Here is an 18,446-nt window from a genome sequence, read left to right as displayed (position 1 = left end):
GCGTCCGTTGAATACCACGGGAACGCCGGGCCCGCGACGTATTCCGGTAACGAATTTCCATCGGGCTCTTGGCGGTGGGAACCGTCGGCCTCTACAGTCCGTCAACGTCTCACGTAGTGCGGAGCCGGGGAGGCTCCGGGTGAGCAGGTACATCACGAGGGGAGCTTGGGGGATGGAATCCACACCACAGAGCTGGCGCGTGCGCGCCCTCTGCCGGGAGGCGGATCCGGATGAGCTGTTCGTGCGGGGAGCGGACCAGAACCGGGCCAAACTGGTTTGCATGGGGTGCCCGGTGCGCACCGAATGCCTGGCCGAGGCGCTGGACAACCGCATCAGCTTCGGCATCTGGGGAGGGATGACCGAACGGGAGCGGCGCGCCCTGCTGCGCCGCCGCCCGGACGTCGAATCGTGGTCCGACCTGCTGGATTCGGCGCGCAAGGACTTCGCCGAAGCGGCGTCCTAGGTCGCCAAGCGGTCGCCGATTTCCCGGAGGCCCCCGAGGTCGTGCACGTCGCTGGGGAGCGCGGGCACCTCGACCAGGGGGACTCCGGGATGCGCGCGCGTGAAGCGCGCCAGCAGCCGCTTCTCGCGGTCGGCCATCGCGACCCGGTCGGCGTGCAGCTGCAGCACCGCGGTGGCCAGCGGCGCGGTCGCCTCCAGCTTCTCGGCCGCGGACAGCGCCGCCGTGGCCGACAGGTCCGCCAGCACCGGGTGGGTGCGGTTCGCGACCAGCCCGGCCAGCGGCATGTTCTCGCCGCCGAGCCGTTCCACGAAGTAGCTCGCCTCGCGCAGGGCGTCCGGCTCCGGCGCGGCGACCACCAGGAACGACGTGCCCTCCGAGCGCAGCAGCTCGGCGGTCTTGCGGGCGCGTTCCCGGAACCCGCCGAACATGCTGTCGAAGGCCTGCATGAACGCGGACGCGTCGGCCAGCAGCTGCCCGCCGATGATCGTCGACACGGCCTTCGCGAAGATCGAGAACCCGGTGCTGACCACCTTCCGCAGACCCCAGCCGCCGGCCTTCGCGGGACCGGTGAGCAGCCGGATCATGCGCCCGTCCAGGGCGCTGGACAGCCGGTTCGGCGCGTCCAGGAAGTCCAGCGCGGACCGGCTCGGCGGGGTGTCGACGACGATCAGGTCCCACTCGTCGGTGGCCGCGAGCTGGCCCAGCTTCTCCATCGCCATGTACTCCTGCGTGCCGGAGAACGACGTGGAAATGGTCTGGTAGAAGGGGTTCGCGAGCAGCGCCTCGGCGCGTTCCGGCCCGGCGTGGGTGCGCACCATGTCGTCGAAGGTGCGCCGCATGTCGAGCATCATCGCCCACAGCTCGCCCTTGGGCTCGAACCCGGCGACCGACACCTGACGCGGGTGGTTGCCCAGCTCCCGCAGCCCGAGCGCCTGCGCGAGCCGCCGCGCCGGGTCGATCGTGAGCACCACCGTCTGGCGGCCGCGCTCGGCGGCCCGCAGCGCGAGCGCCGCGGCGGTGGTGGTCTTGCCCACCCCGCCGGAGCCGCAGCACACGACGATCCGCGTCTTCGGGTCGTCGATCAAGGCGTCGACGTCGAGCCGCTCGGTCATCAGCGCACCCCTTGGTCGGTCAACGACTCGGCCAGGTCGTAGAGCGCGGCGAGGTCAATCCCGCCGGACTCCTCCGGCACCTCCAGCGTCGGCAGGTCCGCCTCGGCGAGCTGCTCCCGCGACCGCTGCTCGGCGGCGACCCGGATGGCGTGTTCCACGGTCTCCGCGACCAGCGCGTCCATCGTGTCGTCCGGCAGTTCGAGCCCGGCCGCGGCCAGGCCGCTGCGCACGCGCGAGGCGTCCACGCGACCGTCCGCGGCCGACGTCACCGACCGGGCGGGCAGCCGCGGCGGTCGCACCCGGTTGACCAGCACCGCGCCCGGCCGCAGGTCGGCGCCGTCCAACTCGGCCACCGCCTCCACGGTCTCGCGCACCGGCATCTCCTCCAGGAGCGTCACCAGGTGCACGACCGTCTCCTCGGAGTGCAGCAGCCGCACCACGCCCTCGGCCTGCCCGCGGATCGGGCCGGCCTTCGCCAGGTCGGTCAGGGCCTTGGTGACGTCGAGGAACTTGACCACGCGGCCGGTCGGCGGCGCGTCGACCACGACGGCGTCGTAGACGTGCCTGCCGTCCGGGCCGGTCCGCCCGACGCACTCCTTGATCTTGCCGGTGAGCAGCACGTCCCGCAGACCCGGCGCGAGCGTGGTGGCGAACTCGATCGCCCCCATCCGGCGCAGCGTCCGGCCCGCGAAGCCCAGGTTGTAGAACATCTCGAAGTACTCGAGCAGCGCCGCTTCCACGTCGATGTGCAGGGCCCGCAGCTCACCGCCGCCGGGCACCGCCGCGATCCGCTGCTCGGCGTAGGGCAGCGGCTCGGTGTCGAAGAGCTGGGCGAACCCCTGCCTGCCCTCGACCTCGACCAGCAGCACGCGCCGTCCGTGGCTGGCCAGCGCGATCCCGAGGGCCGCGGCCATGGTCGTCTTGCCGGTGCCGCCCTTGCCGGTGACGAAGTGCAACCGGGCGCGGGCGAGCTCGTCGGTCCATCCGGCCAGGGGTGTGCTCACACGATCCAGCGTAAGCCAGCGATCACGCTGCCGCCGCGAGGAGAGCTTCCCATCACCACTAGATTGACCCCATGAGCGCCACGAAGTGGGAGTACGCCACGGTTCCGCTGCTGATCCACGCGACCAAGCAGATCCTCGACCAGTGGGGCGAGGACGGCTGGGAGCTGGTGACGGTGCTGCCCAACCCGAGCGGGGAGCAGCACGTCGCTTATCTGAAGCGGGCCAAGGCATGAGCTGGGGCGACCGCCTGGCCGAACTCGGGATCGAGCTGCCGGGCGTCGCCGCGCCGGTGGCCGCCTACGTGCCGGCCGTGCGCAGCGGGTCGATGGTCTACACCGCGGGCCAGGTGCCGTTCGTCAACGGCAAGCTGGAGGGGACCGGCAAGGTCGGCGCCGAGGTGAGCCCGGAGGAGGCCAAGCGCTACGCCCGGACCGCGGCGCTGAACGCGATCGCGGCGGTGGACGCGCTCGTCGGTCTCGAGTCGATCGTCCGGATCGTGAAGGTCGTCGGGTACGTCGCGTCCGCGGAGGGGTTCACCGGCCAGCCGGCTGTGATCAACGGCGCGTCGGAGCTCTTCGGCGAGATCTTCGGCGACGCGGGCGCGCACGCCCGCTCGGCGGTGGGTGTGGCCGAGCTGCCGCTGGGGGCACCGGTCGAGGTCGAACTGATTGTCGAGGTGAGCTGATGGACCCGGACATTGAAGCCTCGTGCCACGAGCTGTTGCTGCGGCTGGCGGGGCGGATGCCCGACCGCCTGCTCTGGCGCTACCGGGACTGGCTGGGCGAGGGCGCGATGTCGACCTTGGCTCGAACGTTGCCGCGCACGCTGCTCAAGCACAACATCGATCTCGACCAGCCGGAGTATCGCCTGCTCGTGGCGGGTCTCGTGCCGCACGGCGCGGACTGGCACCAGGTGAGTTCGACCCTGGGGGTGGACGAGGTCGGCGAGAACCGGTACACATTCACCCCGAGTGCACCCGATCAGGTGAACTCGGTTGACTCGGTGTCCGCGCTGGTCCACGCCACCCTGCGGGGTCGGCCGGACGTCGGCGAGGTGCGGCAGAGCTGGCGTCAGCGCACGGGGGAGGAACCCAAGCGTGTGCTGCTGATCACGGCCCTGTCCGGACTGCCGAGGCTGACCGGGGAGCTGCAGCGGGTCCTGCGGGTGCTGGGGGACGAGGAACCCAGCGTCGAGGTGATGCCGCCGCGGTTCGAGCTGCCGGAGTACCACCAGGCCGCACTGGCGAGCTCCGAGCTCGTCTGCGTCGGTGCGGTGGACACCGGGCACCGGCTCGTCGCCGCGTAACGGCACTCCTGCCGAGCTGGAGGGAGAAGCTAGATGGTGGACGTCCACGACGGGATCGCGGGCGACGGGTTCGCGGTGCCGTTGCGGCTGCACAACCTGTTGCTGGGGCTGGCAGGCCGCCTGGACGACAGCCTGCTGTCGGAGGCGCGCGAGCTGATCGCGCGAGCGCGCCTCGACGAGGCCGCCGAGCTGACCACGGGTGCGCTGATCGCGGGCCGGCTGCCGGTCCGCGAGGCGGAGCGGCACGAGCTGGCGCTGGTCCTGGAACTGACGCGGTCGGACGCGACGCTCGCCGACCAGCTGGTGGTGAACGACCCGGAGGCCGAGACCGGCGTCCTGCACCGCTTCACCGGCGACCACCAGCCCGAGCACGGCGTCGCCGACGCGCTCGACCGGACCCTCCAGGTGCTGCCGGACCTGCGGTCGGTGCACGCGGTGTGGCGCAACACCCCGGCCGGCAGCGTGCCGGGCCCGCTTCCACAGCGCGTGGTGCTCGTCGAGATCGGCCCGGAGGGCAACCCGCCGGCCGCCGCGTACCGCATCGACGCCGCGCTGCGGCGCGCCGGGATCCGGTCGGTCGTCGAGGTCACCGGGCCGTCCACCGAGCGCTCCCGCTACCACGAGCAGGCACTGGCCGCGGCCACCGCGGTCTGGCTCTCCGGCGGGGCCGTCCCGCCCTCCGCCCCCACGGCGCCCGCGCAGCGCCAGGGCTCCGGCCGGCACGTGGCGCACGCCTCGGTCGCCGCCGGGGACGAGCCCGAGGAGCCCGAACCTCCGGCCGCGGAGGAGACCACCACCACTGAAGCGGCCGCGGAGACTTCCGAGACGGAGGCGACCGAGGTCGTCCGGCACCCGGGCGGGCCCGGCCACATGTTCAAGCCGCGCGAGGAGGGTCCCGAGCCCAGCCGCGTGGAGAACACCATGGACATGACCTCCGAGGAGGTCGCCCAGCTGCGGGCGCAGCTGGCCGCGGAGGACGGCGAGAAGCCCAGAGCCGTGGCCTCGGCGACGATCGGACCGGGTGAAGTGATCGAAATCCCGGAACTCGACCTCAACGACCCGCAGCTGTCCGAGCGCGACCGCCAGCTCCTGCGTGAGCTGCACGCCGAGCTCGCCGAGCGGGAGCGCGCCGAGGCCGCCAAGGTCCGGGCCAACGGCTCCGGACGGCCCGACGACGACCCGCGCTGGGTCGACGGCTTCTCCGGTTCCTGATTAACACGTAAGTTGCCTCGTGTGGTGCAACTTGATTTCCGGATCCCGGGGAGCATGAACTTCTCCGACGCGGTGCCGGCCGAGCCGGCCGTGCCCCGCGACGCGGCGACAGTGCTGTTGCTGCGGGACGGCGACAACGGTCTCGAAGTCTTCCTGCAACGTCGCGTGAACGCGATGGCGTTCGCCGCCGGCATGACGGTCTTCCCCGGCGGCGGGGTGGACCAGCGCGACGCCGACGCGACGATCGCGTGGGCCGGTCCGCCCGCGACCGACTGGGCGAGCTGGTTCAACGGGACCGAGCAGGTCGCGCGGGCCCTGGTGTGCGCGGCCGTGCGGGAGACGTTCGAGGAGTCCGGGGTGCTGCTCGCCGGCACAGCCGACGAGGTGGTCACCGACACCGCGAAGTACGCCGGCGCGCGGGAGGCGCTGGTGTCGCGGGAGCTGTCGCTGGCCGACTTCCTGGCGCGCGAGGGGCTCACCCTGCGCTCCGACCTGCTGCGTCCGTGGGCCCACTGGATCACCCCGGCGCAGGAGAAACGCCGTTACGACACCCGGTTCTTCGCCGCGATCCTGCCGCACGGCCAGGAGGCCGATGGCAAGACCACCGAGGCCGAGTCGTCCGGCTGGTGGCGCCCGGCCGAGGCACTGGCCGACGCGGAGGCGGGCCGCAGCATGCTGATGCCGCCGACCTGGCACACCTTGAGCGAGCTGGCGGAGTTCGGCACGGCCGCGGAGGCGCTGGCCGCCGAGCGGACGGTCGAGGCGATCATCCCGAAGCTGATCCGCGAGGGCGACGCGATCCGGGTGGTCGCGGAATGAGCCACCCCGCCTACGGCGTGCGCCGCGAGGTCTCGTCCACCGCCGCGGTCGTGCTGGAGAACAACCCGTCCACGATGACGCTGGACGGCACGAACACGTGGGTGCTGCGGGCCCCCGGCTCGACCGAGTGCGTCATCGTCGACCCCGGCTACCAGGACCTCGATCACCTGCCGCTGCTCACCGAGCAGGGCCCGGTGGCGATGATCCTGCTCACCCACCACCACCCCGACCACGTCGAGGGCGCGCCGTGGCTGGCCGAGCGGGTGCAGGCGCCGGTGCGGGCCTTCGACGCCGCGCTGTGCCGGGACGCGGACCCGTTCGCCGACGGCGACGTGATCTCCGCCGCGGGCCTGGACATCGAGGTCCTGCACACGCCCGGCCACACCGCCGACTCGGTGTGCCTGCGCGTCGGCGACCAGGTCCTGACCGGCGACACGATCCTCGGCCGCGGCACCACGGTGCTCACCGACCTCGGCGCGTACCTGGACTCCCTGCGGCGGCTGATCGAGCTGCCGTCCGGCCTGCTGACACTGCCCGGGCACGGCCCCGAGATGGCCGATCTGCGGGTGGTCGCGCAGGAGTACCTGGACCACCGCGAGCAGCGGCTGGACCAGGTCCGGGCGGCGCTGGAGAAGCTGGGCGCGGACGCCACCGCACGCCAGGTGGTGGAGCTGGTGTACGCCGACGTGGACCGGGCGCTGTGGGCTCCCGCCGAGCACAGCGTCAACGCCCAGCTGGCGTACCTGCGGTCTAACCGGCCTGGGTGAGGTCGGTCCGCGCGGCCAGCTCGGTCACCACGTCGAGCAGGTTGCGCAGCGCCGGCTTGTCCGCCTCCGGCAGCCACAGCACCTGCGTGCGCGCCTGCTCGCCGGCCAGCGGCACGAACACCACGCCCGTCCGGCGCAGGCTGTGCGCCGAACGGGCCAGCCGGGAGACCCCGACCCCGGCGGCCACCAGCCCGAGCAGGCTCGGCACGCTGGCGGCCCGCTGGACGATCTTCGGCTCGTACCCGGCCCGTCGGAAGTCCTCGTCGTACTTGCGGTGCCACGGCGGCCACGAGCTGCGTTCGGTCAGCACCCACGGCTCGTCCGCGAGGTCGGCCAGCGTCAGCTCGTCCCGGTCGGCGAGCGGGTGCCCCTCGGGCAGGACGGCGCAGGTCTGCTCGACGGCCAGGGTGCGCGCGGCCAGCCCGTCGACCAGCGGCGGGCGGCTGAACGCGGCGTCGTAGCGGCCGTCCCGCAGCCCCGCCACGAGGGTGGCGACCGAGGTGTCCTCGGTGTGCAGCCGGACGTCCGGGTAGCGCTCGCGGAAGGCGCGCACGACCGGCGGCAGCAGGTAGTTCGCCGTGGAGGCGAGGAAGGCGACGGTCAGCTCACCCACCTCGCCGCGGCGGGCCCTGGCCAGGGTGGCGACGGCCTGCCGGGCCCGGTCGAGCACCGCGTTCGCCTCGGGCAGGAACAGCCGTCCGGCCTCGGTGAGGCGGGTGCCCCGGCTGTCGCGGTCGAACAGCTTCGCGTCGAGCGTGCGTTCCAGCACGGTGATCTGCTGCGACAGCGACTGCTGCGCGATCGACAACCGACGGGCGGCGCGGGTGAAGCTCAGCTCCTCGGCGACCGCGACGAAGTACCGCAGTTGCCGCAGCTCGGGCAGGGTCACAGGAAACGACTGTAGCCGCCGGAGCGAAAGGGTGTTGGCCGGTTTCCAAGATCACCGCCAGGCTGGGGGCATGACGAAGACGGAACGGGTGTGGCTGATCACCGGGTGCTCCGCGGGGTTCGGGCGGGAGCTGGTCCGCGCGGCGGTCGCGGCCGGGGACCGGGTGATGGCGACGGCGCGCCGGCCCGAGCAGCTCGCCGACCTCGCCGGGGACCGCGTGCGCACGCACGCGCTGGACGTGACCGACCCGGCGCAGGTCGAGGAGGCCGTGCAGGCGACGCTGCGTGAGTTCGGCCGCATCGACGTGGTGGTGAACAACGCCGGCCACGGGTCGGTCGGCGCGGTCGAGGAGTTCACCCTGGACGAGCTGCGGTCGGTGATGGAGGTCATGTTCTTCGGCGCGGTCGCGGTCACCAAGGCCGTCGTGCCGCACCTGCGTGAGCAGGGCAGCGGCGCGATCGTGCAGATGAGCTCGATGGGCGGGCAGGTGTCCCCGCCTGGGTTCGGTGCGTACTGCTCGGCGAAGTTCGCGCTGGAGGCGGTGTCCGAGTCGCTGGCCGCCGAGCTGGAGCCGTTCGGGGTGCGGGTGCTGATCGTCGAGCCGGGCGCGTTCCGGACCGAGTTCGGCGGCGCGCGGATGCACCGGTCCCGCGAGATCGACGCCTACCGCGACCTGCCCACGCGGGCCGCGGTGGACACCATGGACGGCACGCAGCCCGGCGACCCGGCGAAGGCCGCGCAGGCGATCGTGCGCGTGCTGGACGCCGAGAAGCCGCCGCTGCGCCTCGCGCTGGGCGCGGACGCCGTGGAGGGGCTCCGTGCCAAGCACGCGCAGCTGCGCGCCGACCTCGACGCGTGGGAAGAGGTCAGCCGCTCGACGACGTTCTGAGAGGCCCGAGCAGCGAGGTCACGGCCGGGACGGCCGCAAGGCCGTCCTCGTACCCGAGCACGGCGGCCAGGCCGCGGACGTCGGGGTCGAACGGGTCGGAGCCGAACCCGGCGCGAGCCCGCTCGGACGGCTCGATCGTCACGGCGCGGTCCAGGACTTCCTGACGTTCCGCGGTGGCGTATCCCGGCAGCTCCGGCATCGGCTGGAGCACGATCACGTGGCCGGCTTCGCGGGCGAGTTCGGCGTTGGTGAGGGAGAACGTCCCACCGTCGATGTAGTCCGCACCGTCGATGCGGACGACCGGCCACAGCCCGGGGACGGCGCAGCTGGCGGTGAGGGCGTCCACCAGGCCGATGCCCGACTCGCTGGTGAAGACGGTTCGGCTGCCGTCGGACCGCACCGCGGTGATGCCGAACCGGCCGGCCGGCCAGGAGTCCCGCGCGACCCGCCGGGCGATCGCCACACGGCGACGGGACGGATCGATCCGCGAGCGCTCCCGCGACAGTCGCATGAGGCGCTCGGTCTTCGCCGCCACGGGGTCGTCGCTGCCGTGGATCGCCAGGACGTCCGGGAGCACGGCGTCCAGGGCCGTCGCCGGGGCGAGCTCGTCGTTGCGGCGGTTCTTGCGCACCGCTTTGTCGTACTCGGCGCCGGCGGACCCGCTCTGGAGGATGGCGGCGGCCACGGCCGCGCCCGCGGAGGTCCCGATCACCTGGTCGACGGAGTCCAACCGGAGCACCCCGGACTCCTCGAGCGCGGCGAGCGCCCCGATGGTCCACCCGATCCCGGCGAGCCCACCGCCGCCGAGCACCACGGCCGTCGATTCCCGCGGCATGATCATCCTGCTCATGCCGCGCACGGTAACCGCTCACACCGATGTGAGGGTCAAGCCTGACTTGCGGGGGCGTTCTAGGTGTCGTGCCCCGAGACGTTGTGGATGGTCAGGGCAGTCGGGTGACGGGTGGGTGGCCTGCTAGTGCGGGGTGTGCGCGTTCAGTGTTGTGGTGCTGGCCCCAGGTGGGCAGGGGGCAGCCAGGTCTGGTGAACCGGCGCCGGAGGCCGAGCGCGGCGCGGACTGCTCGCCAGGGCGTCCTGGTCGCGAAACCAGGACACCGCGCGGTGCAGGAAGGCGGCGGTGGCGTCCCGTCTCGTCGGGCAGAGCCGCAACACCCACTTCGCCCGGAGGCCTCGCTCTAGGACACCAGCACCTGCTCGCGCGGTGCCTTCACCGTGTCGCGCAGCAGGTAGACCACCGCGGCGATCACCAGCGCCGACGCGGTCGCGGCGAGGAAGGCCGTCGACGGGCCGGCGTGCTCGACCAGGTAACCGCTCACCGACTGGCCGAACGCCAGCCCCAGCGTGACCGCCGTCAGCACCCAGCCGAAGGCCTCAGCCGCGGTGCCCTTCGGCGCGACCAGCTCGATCGCGGCCGAGTGCGTCGCCGACTGCGGGGTGATCAGCGCGCCGGCGGCGAGCATCGCGAGCGCGAGGCCCCACAGCGTCGACGGCCAGGCCAGCAGCGCCACGAGCACACCGAACCCGGCCAGCAGCACCGGCAGGCGCAGCGGCATCTCCCGCGGCCACGGCCGCAGGCTGTAGGCCACGCCGAACGCGACCGAGCTGACCGACCACACCGACAGCAGCACCCCGCCCAGCGCCGGCTCCCCGGCCTCGGTGGCCGCGGCCGGCACGGCGACCTCGACGAACCCGATCACCACACCGAACCCGAGCGCGGCCAGCGCGAGCGTGCGCATGCCCGGGCTGCTCAGCGCACCCAGCAGCGACCGGTGCGTCCGGCCCGCCGGTCCCCACGCCCGCACCGCCGGGCTCAGCGCGAACAGGATCGCGCCGGTCACCATGCACGCGCCACCGGCGACCATCCCGGTGCCCGGCCACGGCGCGGCGACCAGCAGACCGGCCAGGCCGGGGCCGAGGATGAAGAACACCTCCATGCTGATCGCCTCGTAGGCGTAGGCCGCGTTGCGCGCCGCCTCGGCGGGCACCAGCCGTCCCCACAGCGCCCGCGAGGCCGAGCCGACCATCGGCTCGGTGATGCCGATCCCGAACGCGAGCGCGACGAGCACCGGAGTCGCCGCGTGGGCCTCGATCGCGAGCGCGAGTGTCACCAGGATCACCGCGAACATCGCCGCGGTGGACAGCAGCGGGCGCGTCGGGCCGAAGCGGTCGATGAGCCTGCCCTGCACGACCGACCCCACGGCGACGCCGACGAGCGAGCTGGCCGAAACCAGCCCGGCGACGGCGAACGACCCCATCTCCTGCTGCACGTAGAGCAGCGCGGACAGGCCGATCATCGCGATCGGCAGGCGCGCGAGGATGGACGCGACCATCGGACGGGTCGCGCCCGGCGTGGTCAGGGCAGCACGGTAGTCGGCGAGGGAAGTCTGGGACACGCGTACCAGTATGCCTCAGACTGGTACGCGAGTACCAGTTGATCGCCCCTCAGGTCTCGTTTCGATAACGGCCGGGACTTTTTCGGCGGACCCGCGCAACGAAGCCGCAACGGGCGCGTCTGTGAGGGTGAACGGCCTTGAACTTCGGGGTACTGGCCGTGGCAAGGTTGACAAGTAGATATAGCTCCCTCCGGCGAAGGGTCGGGGCCAGAACCGGAGGGCGGGGAGCGCGGTCTGTCGGGGGATGGCCCGCGCACAAACAAAAGAACCGGTGCGCCACGTCGGGGGTGGCGCCCGGTTCTTTTGCTTTGTCCGGGGTTTTCGCGGGCCGTCAGCGGGCGCGGCGCGCCAGGCGCTCCGGGTCCAGGATCAGCACCGACTTGCCCTCGAGCCGCAGCCAGCCGCGGTGCGCGAAGTCCGCCAGCGCCTTGTTCACGGTCTCCCGCGAGGCGCCGACGTACTGGGCGATCTCCTCCTGCGTCAGGTCGTGCGTGACCCGCAGGATGCCCGCCTCCTGGCTGCCGAACCGCTGCGCCAGCTGCAGCAGCGCCCGCGCCACGCGGCCCGGGACGTCGGTGAAGATCAGCTCGGCGACCATGTTGTTCGTCCGGCGCAGCCTGCGGGCGATGACTCGCAGCAGCTGCTCGGCGATCTCCGGCCGGTTCGCGATCCACTTGCGCAGCGACGGCCGGTCCATCGACACCGCCCGCACCTCGGTGACCGTCGTCGCGGTCGAGGTGCGCGGGCCGGGGTCGAAGATGGACAGCTCGCCGAACATGTCCGAGGGGCCGGCGATCCACAGCAGGTTCTCCCGGCCGTCGGCCGACTTGCGGCCGATCTTCACCTTGCCGGACAGGATGATGTACAGCTTGTCGCCGGGCTCGCCCTCGGAGAAGATCACATGACCCCGCGGGAACTCCACGGTTTCCAGGGTCTGGGCGAGCGCCTCAGCCGCGGCCGGCTCCACCCCCTGGAAGATGCCCGCCCGGGCCAGGGTCTCGTCCACCTCGTGCCTCCTCGTCGGTGGCGACCGTGTTCCCGCGAACCGGGGCGTGTCGCCGATCACTTGCGTGCAGTCTAGGCCGTTCGGACGAGATCGCCTCAGGGCACGCCGAGGACAGACCGATCACCGCCCGGCCGGGCGAGGGCGATCTCGCTCCGAACGGACAGCCTAATCCTCGCTGAATCGGTCGAGGTCAGCGGGTCTTCCGGGGGCGCAGCTTGGCCGCGCGACCACCCAGGCGGCGCAGCCGGAACAGCTCCAGCGCGCGGCCGATGCCGTGCCCGTACAGGGCCCTGACCTCGTTGGGCCGGGCCTGCTCCAGGAACTCCTCGACCTCTTCCTCCTGGACCGCGACGTGGCGCAGCCGGTTTTCCACTCGCTCCATCGCCAGCGCGAAGAACATCATCACGAGTGGCACCGCTACTACGAACCAGACAGTCATCGGTTCTGATCCTCGCTCATCACGGGTTCGGGGGTGGTGTCCGGGGTCCGGCGTGTCGGCTTCCGTAGGCTAGCGGCGTGCCGAATGCGTCTCGTGTTAACCCCACCAAGGGGGCAGAGAGCCGCCTCGCGCTCGTGAGACGCGCACGCCGCATGCTCCGTTGCCTGACCGAGGCGTATCCCGACGCACACTGTGAGCTGGACTTCACCACACCGCTGGAGCTGCTGATCGCGGTCGTGCTGTCCGCGCAGACCACCGACGTGCGGGTCAACGAGGTGACGCCCGCCCTGTTCGCCCGCTACCGCACCGCGGCCGACTACGCGGGCGCGAACCGCACCGAGCTGGAGGAACTGATCCGGCCCACCGGCTTCTACCGGGCCAAGGCGAACTCGCTGATGGGCCTGGGCGCCGCGCTGGTCGAACGGTTCGGCGGCGAGGTGCCGCGCAAGCTGGACGACCTGGTCACGCTGCCCGGCGTGGGCCGCAAGACCGCGAACGTCGTGCTCGGCAACGCCTTCGACGTGCCCGGGATCACGGTCGACACGCACTTCGGGCGCCTGGTGCGCCGCTGGGGCTGGACCGCGGAGGAGGACCCGGTCAAGGTCGAGCACGCGATCGGCGAGCTGATCCCCCGCAAGGAGTGGACGATGCTCTCGCACCGGGTGATCTTCCACGGCCGCCGCGTCTGCCACGCCCGCAAACCGGCCTGCGGCGCGTGCCCGCTGGCCCGCGACTGCCCCTCCTTCGGCGCCGGCCCGATCGAGTTCGAAGACGCCGCGAAGCTGGTCAAGGGCCCGGAGCGGGACCACCTGCTCGCCATGGTGACCCAGCGGTGACGACGGCGACCAGGTGGGCGCTCGCGCTCGGGGTTCTGGTGCTCGCGGCGATCGTGGCGGTGCTGCCGCAGGTCCGTTCGAAGGACACGGCCGCGGGCCCGGACCTGACCGCCGCCCGGGCCGCCGCCGCGCTGGCGCCGTGCCCGTCCGGCACGGGCGAGGTTGCCCAGCTCGCGGGGGTGCGCGCGGAGTGCCTCGGCGACGGATCCACCGTCGAACTGGGCAGCGCGCTGGCCGGCCAGGTGACCCTGGTCAACGTGTGGGCCACCTGGTGCGAGCCGTGCCGGACCGAGCTGCCCGTGCTCCAGCGGTACGCCGACGAGCCGGGTGCGGCGCGGGTGCTCACCGTGCAGGTGCAGAGCAAACCGGGCGACGGGCTCGAGCTGCTCACCGACCTCGGGGTGCGGCTGCCAGCTGTGTTCGACGGCGACGGCGGGAGCGGCCCGGTGCGCAGCGCGCTCAAGGTGCCGCCCGCGTTGCCCGCGTCCTACCTGGTCACCGCGGACGGGCAGGTCCGCCTCATCGAAAGCCCACGCACCTTCACCGATCCTGAGCAGGTGCGTGAGGTCGTCCGGAGGCTGTCGTGAAGGGACCGCTCGTCGATCCGGCGTCGGTGCCGGACTGGTTGCGCCCGCTGGTCGAGATCAGCGGCGACCTCGACTCGACCGCGTTCACCCGGTTCACCCCGCCCGAGGACGAGTTCACCCGCGCCGCGTCGGTGCTGATCCTGTTCGGCCACGGCGAGCGCGGGCCGGACGTCCTGCTGCTGCGCCGCGCCGACACGCTCGGCTCGCACGCCGGCCAGGTGGCCTTCCCCGGCGGCGGCGCCGACCCCGAGGATGCCGACGCGGTCGCCACCGCGCTGCGCGAGGCCGAGGAGGAGACCGGGGTCGACCCGACCGGGGTGCGGCCGGTCGCGGTGCTGCCCGAGTTGTTCATCCCGGTGTCCCGCTTCGCCGTGACGCCGGTGCTCGCCCACTGGCACGCTCCCTCGCCGGTGCACGCCGTCGACCCGGGGGAGACCGCGGCGGTGGCCCGCGTGCCGCTGGCCGACCTGGCCGATCCGGCCAACCGGTTCCAGGTGCGCCGGCCCGGGACCGGCTACAAGGGACCGGCCTTCACCGTGAACGGCCTGTTCGTGTGGGGCTTCACCGCGGGGCTGCTGACCGTCCTGCTCGAACTGGGCGGCTGGGCACGTGAGTGGGATCGCGGCGACGTCCGGGATCTTGACGTAGCGTTGCGCGATCATCTGCTCGCGACCGACTGAGGAGACGCGGTGAACTGGGTCGACGTCCTGGTCATTCTGCTGGCGCTGGTGGCGGCGGTCTCCGGCGCGCGTCAGGGCGTCGTGATCGCGTTTCCCGCGCTGGTCGGCGTGATCGGCGGCGCGATCCTCGGCATCCGCATCGCGCCGTGGGTCGTCGAGCTGTTCGAGAACCCGGCCGCCAAGGTCGCTTTCGCCGTCGCGACGGTCGTGTTCCTGGTCGCGCTCGGCGAAACGCTCGGCGTGTGGCTCGGGCGGCGGTTCAAGCACGCCGTCAAGCGCCGCTTCAACACCGACAAGCTGACCGGCATCGACCAGACGCTCGGCGCGATCGTGCAGGCCGTCGTGGTGTTCGTGGTGGCGTGGCTGATCGCGGTGCCGCTGACCGGTGTCGCGGCGCTGCCCGGGCTGGCGCGGGCGATCAACAACTCGACGGTGCTGGGCACGGTCGACAAGGCGATGCCACCGGCGGCCGAAGGGCTGCCCAGCGAGCTGCGGAAGCTGCTCGACGTCTCCGGGTTCCCGTCCATTGTGGACCCGTTCCAGAAGACCCAGATCAACGACACCGCCCCGCCGGACACGACGCTGCAGGACAGCGCGGTCGTGCAGCAGCTGCGCGGGAGCGTGCTGAAGATCCGCGGCACCGCCGAGTCGTGCTCGCGCACGCTGGAGGGCAGCGGGTTCGTGATCGCGCCGCAGCGGGTGATGACGAACGCGCACGTGGTGGCGGGCACGGAGACGACGGCGGTGGAGACCGCCGCCGGGCGGCTGCCCGCGCGGGTCGTGTACTTCGACCCGGAGGTCGACGTCGCGGTGCTCGCGGTGCCCCGCCTGGACGCGACGCCCCTGAGCCTCGCACCGTCACCGGCGAAGGCGGGCGACAGCGCGATCGTCCTCGGCTACCCGCTGGACGGCCCCTACCGCGCCACGCCCGCCCGCATCCGCAACGAGATCACGTTGCAGGGCCCGGACATCTACGACTCGCACACCGTGCGGCGGGACGTCTACACCGTGCGGGCGCAGGTGCGCAGCGGCAACTCCGGCGGCCCGCTGGTCGATCCGCGGGGGCAGGTCGTCGGCGTGGTGTTCGGGGCGTCGGTGGAGGACGCCGACACCGGCTTCACGCTGACCGGCAACCAGGTGCGCCCGGTGATCGAGTCGGCGCCCTCGCTGAGCGCCCGGGTGTCCACCGGCGCCTGCGCCGCCTGACCGTCAGCTCTTCGCGAGGAAGTCCAGCAGCGCCTTGGTGGTTTCGTCGGGCGCTTCGAGCTGCGGGAAGTGACCCACGTCCGCCAGTTCGTCCAGCACCGAGTGCGGCCCGCGCCACGGGGCCGACGCCCGCGCGGTCTCCGGCAGCACGCACGGGTCCGCGGCGCCGTGGATCTGCAGCACCGGCGCCGCCACGCGGGTGCCCACCGCGTCGGCGAACCGGCGTCCTTCGCCGCGGAACTGGGCCCGGAACGCCCACCGGTAGTACTCCAGCGCGCTGTGCGCCACGCCCGGGATCCGCACCGCCTCGCGGAACATCGCGGCGCTGGTGTCGAAGTCGCGTGTCGACGTCCACCGTGGACCCGACCAGGCGCGCAGCAGGGCCTCCAGGTTGGCCCCGTCGTCCTCGGTGAGCCACCGCTCCGGCGCCATCGGCACCTGGAACCGGAACAGGTGCGCCAGCGCGCGCGCCTGGTTGGACCGCTTGCGGCGGAACGCGGTGCGGGCGAGCGCGCTGCGCAGCGCCAGCGGGTGCGCGCCGCCCAGCACCGTCACCGACGCGACCACCCGCGGGTGCAGCGCGGCCGCCGTCCAAGCCAGCAGCCCGCCCCAGGCGTGCCCGACGAGGTGCGCATGCCGTTCGCCGAGCGCGCGGACCAGGCCGGCGACGTCACCGGCCAGCGTCCAGGCGTCGTAGCCGCGCGGGGGTTTGTCCGAATCGCCGTAGCCGCGCAGATCGGCCGCGACCGCGTGGTAACCCGCGTCGGCCAGGGCGGTGAGCTGGTGCCGCCAGGTCCACCAGAACTGCCCGAAGCCGTGCAGGAACAACACCAGCGGCCCGTGCCCGGCCTCGGCGACGTGCAGCCGGATGCCGTTCGCGGACACGTCGCGGTGCGCCCAGGGCCCGTCGATCCGGACGATGGACGGGTCGGGCGGCGTCATGGTCGCGCCTGAGCGGTTCAGCTGTGTTCGGGGACGGTGTCCCGGCGCGGCTTGAGGGCCGCGGCGGTGTCCTTGACGCTGGTGATCGTGCGCTCCGGCGCCTTGATCTTCTTGACCTTGCGGTAGCCGAGGAGCGCGAACAGCCCCGCGGCCAGCAGCATCAGCAGGAACACGATGCCGAACGCCGCCCAGCGCTTGAGCCACTCGGACAGCAGCTCGCCGAGGAAGAAAAAGAAGAAGAACGAGCTGTAGAGCCCGATCACCCCGGCGACGATGAAGAAGACGCTGCCCTTGGCGCCTTTCTTGACCTCGCCCATGACCTCGGACTTCGCCAGCTCGACCTCGGCCCTGACCAGGGTGGACAGGTGCTGGGTCGCCTGGCTGACGAGGCTCCCGATCGACTGGCCGTCGGAGGAGGACTCGGCCTCCGGGGTCAGCGGGATGTAGGGCACGGCCCCGTGGGCATCCCGACCGTTGCGTTCGTGCTCCTGGCTGCTCACGGGGGTCATCGTGCCAGAAGACCCCACCCGGGGCTCGGTTAGTCCTCCGCTGCGGCGTGTACCTTGTTCCGCCGCAGCAGCATCGCCGCCCCGGCCAGCGAGCACACCGCGGAGGCCAGCAGCACCGCCGTGCGGGCCAGTTCGCTGGTCTCGCCCTCCAGCGCCAGGTCGGCGATCAGCAGCGACACGGTGAACCCGACGCCGCCGAGCAGCGACAACGCCGCGATGTCCCGCCAGCCGACGCCGCGCGGCTTCTCCGCGAGCCGCAGCTTCACCGCGGCGAAGCAGGCGGCGAAGATGCCGACCGCCTTGCCCACGACCAGCCCGAGGAACACCGCCAGCGGCACGGCCTCGGTGAACACGCGGCCCAGCGACTCGCCGCTGACCGCGATCCCGGCGGCGAACAGCGCGAACACCGGGACGGCCACTGCCGCCGACCACGGCTGCAACCGGTGCTCCAGCCGGATCGCCGGCGCCTCCTCCTCACCTTCGTCCGGGCGCACGCGCGTGAGCAGGCCCAGCGCGACCCCGGCGATGGTGGCGTGCACGCCCGCCGAGTGCACCGCGACCCACACGACGATCGCCAGCGGCACGTAGATCCACCACGCCCGCACCCGCTTGTACTGCAGGAACGCGTACAGCGCGAGCCCGGCGACCGCGACCAGCGCGGCCACCAGGTTGAACGACGTGGTGAACAACACGGCGATGAGGAGGATCGCGCCCAGGTCGTCGACCACCGCCAGCGACAGCAGGAAGACCCGTGCGCTGCTGGGCAGGTTCGACGCGGTGAGGGCCAGCACACCGAGGGCGAACGCGATGTCGGTCGCGGTCGGGATCGCCCACGCCCGCTCCATGCCGGGTGCGCCGCCGCCGGCGATCAGGGCGACGACCGCGGGCACGACCATCCCGCCGAGCGCGGCGACGATCGGCAGCACGGCCTTCTTGAGCTGCGACAACTCGCCGACCACCAGTTCGCGCTTGAGTTCCAGCCCGGCGACGAAGAAGAACAGCGCGAGCAGGCCGTCCTTGGCCCAGTCACCGACGGACAGGTCCAGGTGCAGCAGGTGCGGTCCGATGTGGAAGTCCCGCACCACGCGGTAGGACTCGCCGAGCGGGGAGTTGGCCCACAGCAGGGCGATGGCGGTGGCGGCGAGCAGGATCATGCCGCCGGTGGTCTCGGTGCGCAGGTAACGCACGAACTCGGCGGCGGCTTGGCGCGGCTGGCCCACGAGTGGCTCCTCCGGGATCGGTCGGTTGGACTCCCTGCCGACCAGACTTCCCGGCACACCGTCGTCCATCGTACCTTACGGGCCGGTAACATGCTGCCGGACAAGCGTCGTAGCATGTCACTCGCCAACGTTGTCTAGACCTCAAAAGGG

General features: G+C 72.4%; 22 protein-coding genes. 12 read left to right on the top strand and 10 right to left on the bottom strand.

Translation table 11 applies throughout. The features are described 5' to 3' along the window. Positions 1 to 172: 172 nt before the first annotated feature. Entirely contained in the window at positions 173 to 463 is a 291-nt protein-coding gene (locus IE290_RS20575) for a WhiB family transcriptional regulator (RefSeq protein WP_191246223.1), read from the top strand. On the opposite strand, the gene bagB is transcribed toward IE290_RS20575, so the two are convergent. After that, complete coding sequence (gene bagB / locus IE290_RS20570) at positions 460 to 1,575, bottom strand: ATPase BagB (protein ID WP_191246222.1); 1,116 nt, start codon at positions 1,573 to 1,575, stop codon at positions 460 to 462. The two genes, IE290_RS20575 and bagB, sit on opposite strands and share 4 nt — an antisense overlap. Continuing rightward, entirely contained in the window at positions 1,575 to 2,579 is a 1,005-nt protein-coding gene (bagA, locus tag IE290_RS20565; protein ID WP_191246221.1) for an ATPase BagA, read from the bottom strand. Before bagA ends, bagB begins: the two co-directional genes overlap by 1 nt. A gap of 71 nt (positions 2,580 to 2,650) precedes the next feature. Between bagA and sp36 the strand changes: the two genes are divergently transcribed. From sp36 to IE290_RS20535, 6 genes are read left to right on the top strand one after another with little or no spacing between them, the layout of a single operon-like run. Beyond that, entirely contained in the window at positions 2,651 to 2,812 is a 162-nt protein-coding gene (gene sp36, locus IE290_RS20560) for a Sp36 family protein (protein ID WP_017985509.1), read from the top strand. Then, positions 2,809 to 3,264, top strand: a complete 456-nt coding sequence (locus tag IE290_RS20555) for a RidA family protein (RefSeq protein ID WP_191246220.1) — start codon at positions 2,809 to 2,811, stop codon at positions 3,262 to 3,264. Before sp36 ends, IE290_RS20555 begins: the two co-directional genes overlap by 4 nt. Then, positions 3,264 to 3,884 (top strand): hypothetical protein, encoded by a 621-nt coding sequence (locus IE290_RS20550; RefSeq protein WP_191246219.1) that lies wholly within the window; start codon positions 3,264 to 3,266, stop codon positions 3,882 to 3,884. Before IE290_RS20555 ends, IE290_RS20550 begins: the two co-directional genes overlap by 1 nt. Before the next feature lie 33 nt (positions 3,885 to 3,917). Continuing rightward, positions 3,918 to 5,096 (top strand): hypothetical protein, encoded by a 1,179-nt coding sequence (locus tag IE290_RS20545; protein ID WP_191246218.1) that lies wholly within the window; start codon positions 3,918 to 3,920, stop codon positions 5,094 to 5,096. Between the two features lie 54 nt (positions 5,097 to 5,150). Further along, positions 5,151 to 5,915 (top strand): NUDIX hydrolase, encoded by a 765-nt coding sequence (locus tag IE290_RS20540; RefSeq protein WP_191246360.1) that lies wholly within the window; start codon positions 5,151 to 5,153, stop codon positions 5,913 to 5,915. Then, the gene (locus IE290_RS20535; RefSeq protein WP_191246217.1) at positions 5,912 to 6,682 is read left to right on the top strand and encodes an MBL fold metallo-hydrolase; all 771 of its coding nucleotides are present in this window, start codon (positions 5,912 to 5,914) and stop codon (positions 6,680 to 6,682) included. The genes IE290_RS20540 and IE290_RS20535 overlap by 4 nt, the downstream gene beginning before the upstream one ends. Here the strand turns inward: IE290_RS20535 and IE290_RS20530 are convergent. After that, complete coding sequence (locus tag IE290_RS20530) at positions 6,666 to 7,571, bottom strand: LysR family transcriptional regulator (RefSeq protein WP_191246216.1); 906 nt, start codon at positions 7,569 to 7,571, stop codon at positions 6,666 to 6,668. The two genes, IE290_RS20535 and IE290_RS20530, sit on opposite strands and share 17 nt — an antisense overlap. Positions 7,572 to 7,641: 70 nt before the next feature. Here IE290_RS20530 and IE290_RS20525 point away from each other — a divergent pair, with 70 nt between their 5' ends. Beyond that, entirely contained in the window at positions 7,642 to 8,460 is an 819-nt protein-coding gene (locus IE290_RS20525) for an oxidoreductase (RefSeq protein ID WP_191246215.1), read from the top strand. Here the strand turns inward: IE290_RS20525 and IE290_RS20520 are convergent. From IE290_RS20520 to IE290_RS20505, 4 genes are all read right to left on the bottom strand, one after another. After that, positions 8,438 to 9,310, bottom strand: a complete 873-nt coding sequence (locus tag IE290_RS20520) for a patatin-like phospholipase family protein (RefSeq protein ID WP_229874619.1) — start codon at positions 9,308 to 9,310, stop codon at positions 8,438 to 8,440. The two genes, IE290_RS20525 and IE290_RS20520, sit on opposite strands and share 23 nt — an antisense overlap. Before the next feature lie 343 nt (positions 9,311 to 9,653). Next, on the bottom strand, positions 9,654 to 10,871 hold the full coding sequence (locus tag IE290_RS20515) for an MFS transporter (RefSeq protein ID WP_191246214.1): 1,218 nt from the start codon (positions 10,869 to 10,871) through the stop codon (positions 9,654 to 9,656). Between the two features lie 331 nt (positions 10,872 to 11,202). Further along, positions 11,203 to 11,877: a Crp/Fnr family transcriptional regulator gene (locus IE290_RS20510; RefSeq protein ID WP_017985500.1), complete on the bottom strand. Its 675-nt coding sequence runs from the start codon at positions 11,875 to 11,877 to the stop codon at positions 11,203 to 11,205. Positions 11,878 to 12,067: 190 nt separating this feature from the next. Continuing rightward, the gene (locus tag IE290_RS20505; protein WP_191246213.1) at positions 12,068 to 12,316 is read right to left on the bottom strand and encodes a hypothetical protein; all 249 of its coding nucleotides are present in this window, start codon (positions 12,314 to 12,316) and stop codon (positions 12,068 to 12,070) included. Positions 12,317 to 12,468: 152 nt separating this feature from the next. On the opposite strand from IE290_RS20505, the gene nth reads away from it, so the two are divergent. Genes nth through IE290_RS20485 form a run of 4 tightly spaced genes read left to right on the top strand, consistent with a single transcriptional unit; the run spans position 12,469 to position 15,625 of the window. After that, positions 12,469 to 13,152 (top strand): endonuclease III, encoded by a 684-nt coding sequence (nth, locus tag IE290_RS20500; RefSeq protein ID WP_229874636.1) that lies wholly within the window; start codon positions 12,469 to 12,471, stop codon positions 13,150 to 13,152. Further along, a complete protein-coding gene (locus IE290_RS20495) occupies positions 13,149 to 13,739 on the top strand; it encodes a TlpA family protein disulfide reductase (protein ID WP_191246211.1) in 591 nt (196 codons plus the stop codon). The genes nth and IE290_RS20495 overlap by 4 nt, the downstream gene beginning before the upstream one ends. Continuing rightward, the gene (locus tag IE290_RS20490) at positions 13,736 to 14,419 is read left to right on the top strand and encodes an NUDIX hydrolase (protein ID WP_191246210.1); all 684 of its coding nucleotides are present in this window, start codon (positions 13,736 to 13,738) and stop codon (positions 14,417 to 14,419) included. The genes IE290_RS20495 and IE290_RS20490 overlap by 4 nt, the downstream gene beginning before the upstream one ends. Positions 14,420 to 14,428: 9 nt before the next feature. Beyond that, a complete protein-coding gene (locus IE290_RS20485; protein ID WP_191246209.1) occupies positions 14,429 to 15,625 on the top strand; it encodes a MarP family serine protease in 1,197 nt (398 codons plus the stop codon). Between the two features lie 3 nt (positions 15,626 to 15,628). On the opposite strand, the gene IE290_RS20480 is transcribed toward IE290_RS20485, so the two are convergent. From IE290_RS20480 to nhaA, 3 genes are read right to left on the bottom strand one after another with little or no spacing between them, the layout of a single operon-like run. Beyond that, positions 15,629 to 16,567: an alpha/beta fold hydrolase gene (locus IE290_RS20480; protein WP_191246208.1), complete on the bottom strand. Its 939-nt coding sequence runs from the start codon at positions 16,565 to 16,567 to the stop codon at positions 15,629 to 15,631. Between the two features lie 17 nt (positions 16,568 to 16,584). Next, positions 16,585 to 17,067: a phage holin family protein gene (locus IE290_RS20475; protein WP_191246207.1), complete on the bottom strand. Its 483-nt coding sequence runs from the start codon at positions 17,065 to 17,067 to the stop codon at positions 16,585 to 16,587. Between the two features lie 38 nt (positions 17,068 to 17,105). Next, entirely contained in the window at positions 17,106 to 18,296 is a 1,191-nt protein-coding gene (gene nhaA / locus IE290_RS20470; RefSeq protein WP_191246206.1) for a Na+/H+ antiporter NhaA, read from the bottom strand. Between the last annotated feature and the right edge of the window lie 150 nt (positions 18,297 to 18,446).

Origin of the sequence: Amycolatopsis deserti, from assembly GCF_014653945.1 — a bacterium.
GTDB classification, from domain to species: Bacteria; Actinomycetota; Actinomycetes; order Mycobacteriales; family Pseudonocardiaceae; genus Amycolatopsis_E; species Amycolatopsis_E deserti.
The sequence above is the reverse complement of the archived record's forward strand: the minus strand, read 5'-3'. Positions and strand labels throughout refer to the sequence as shown.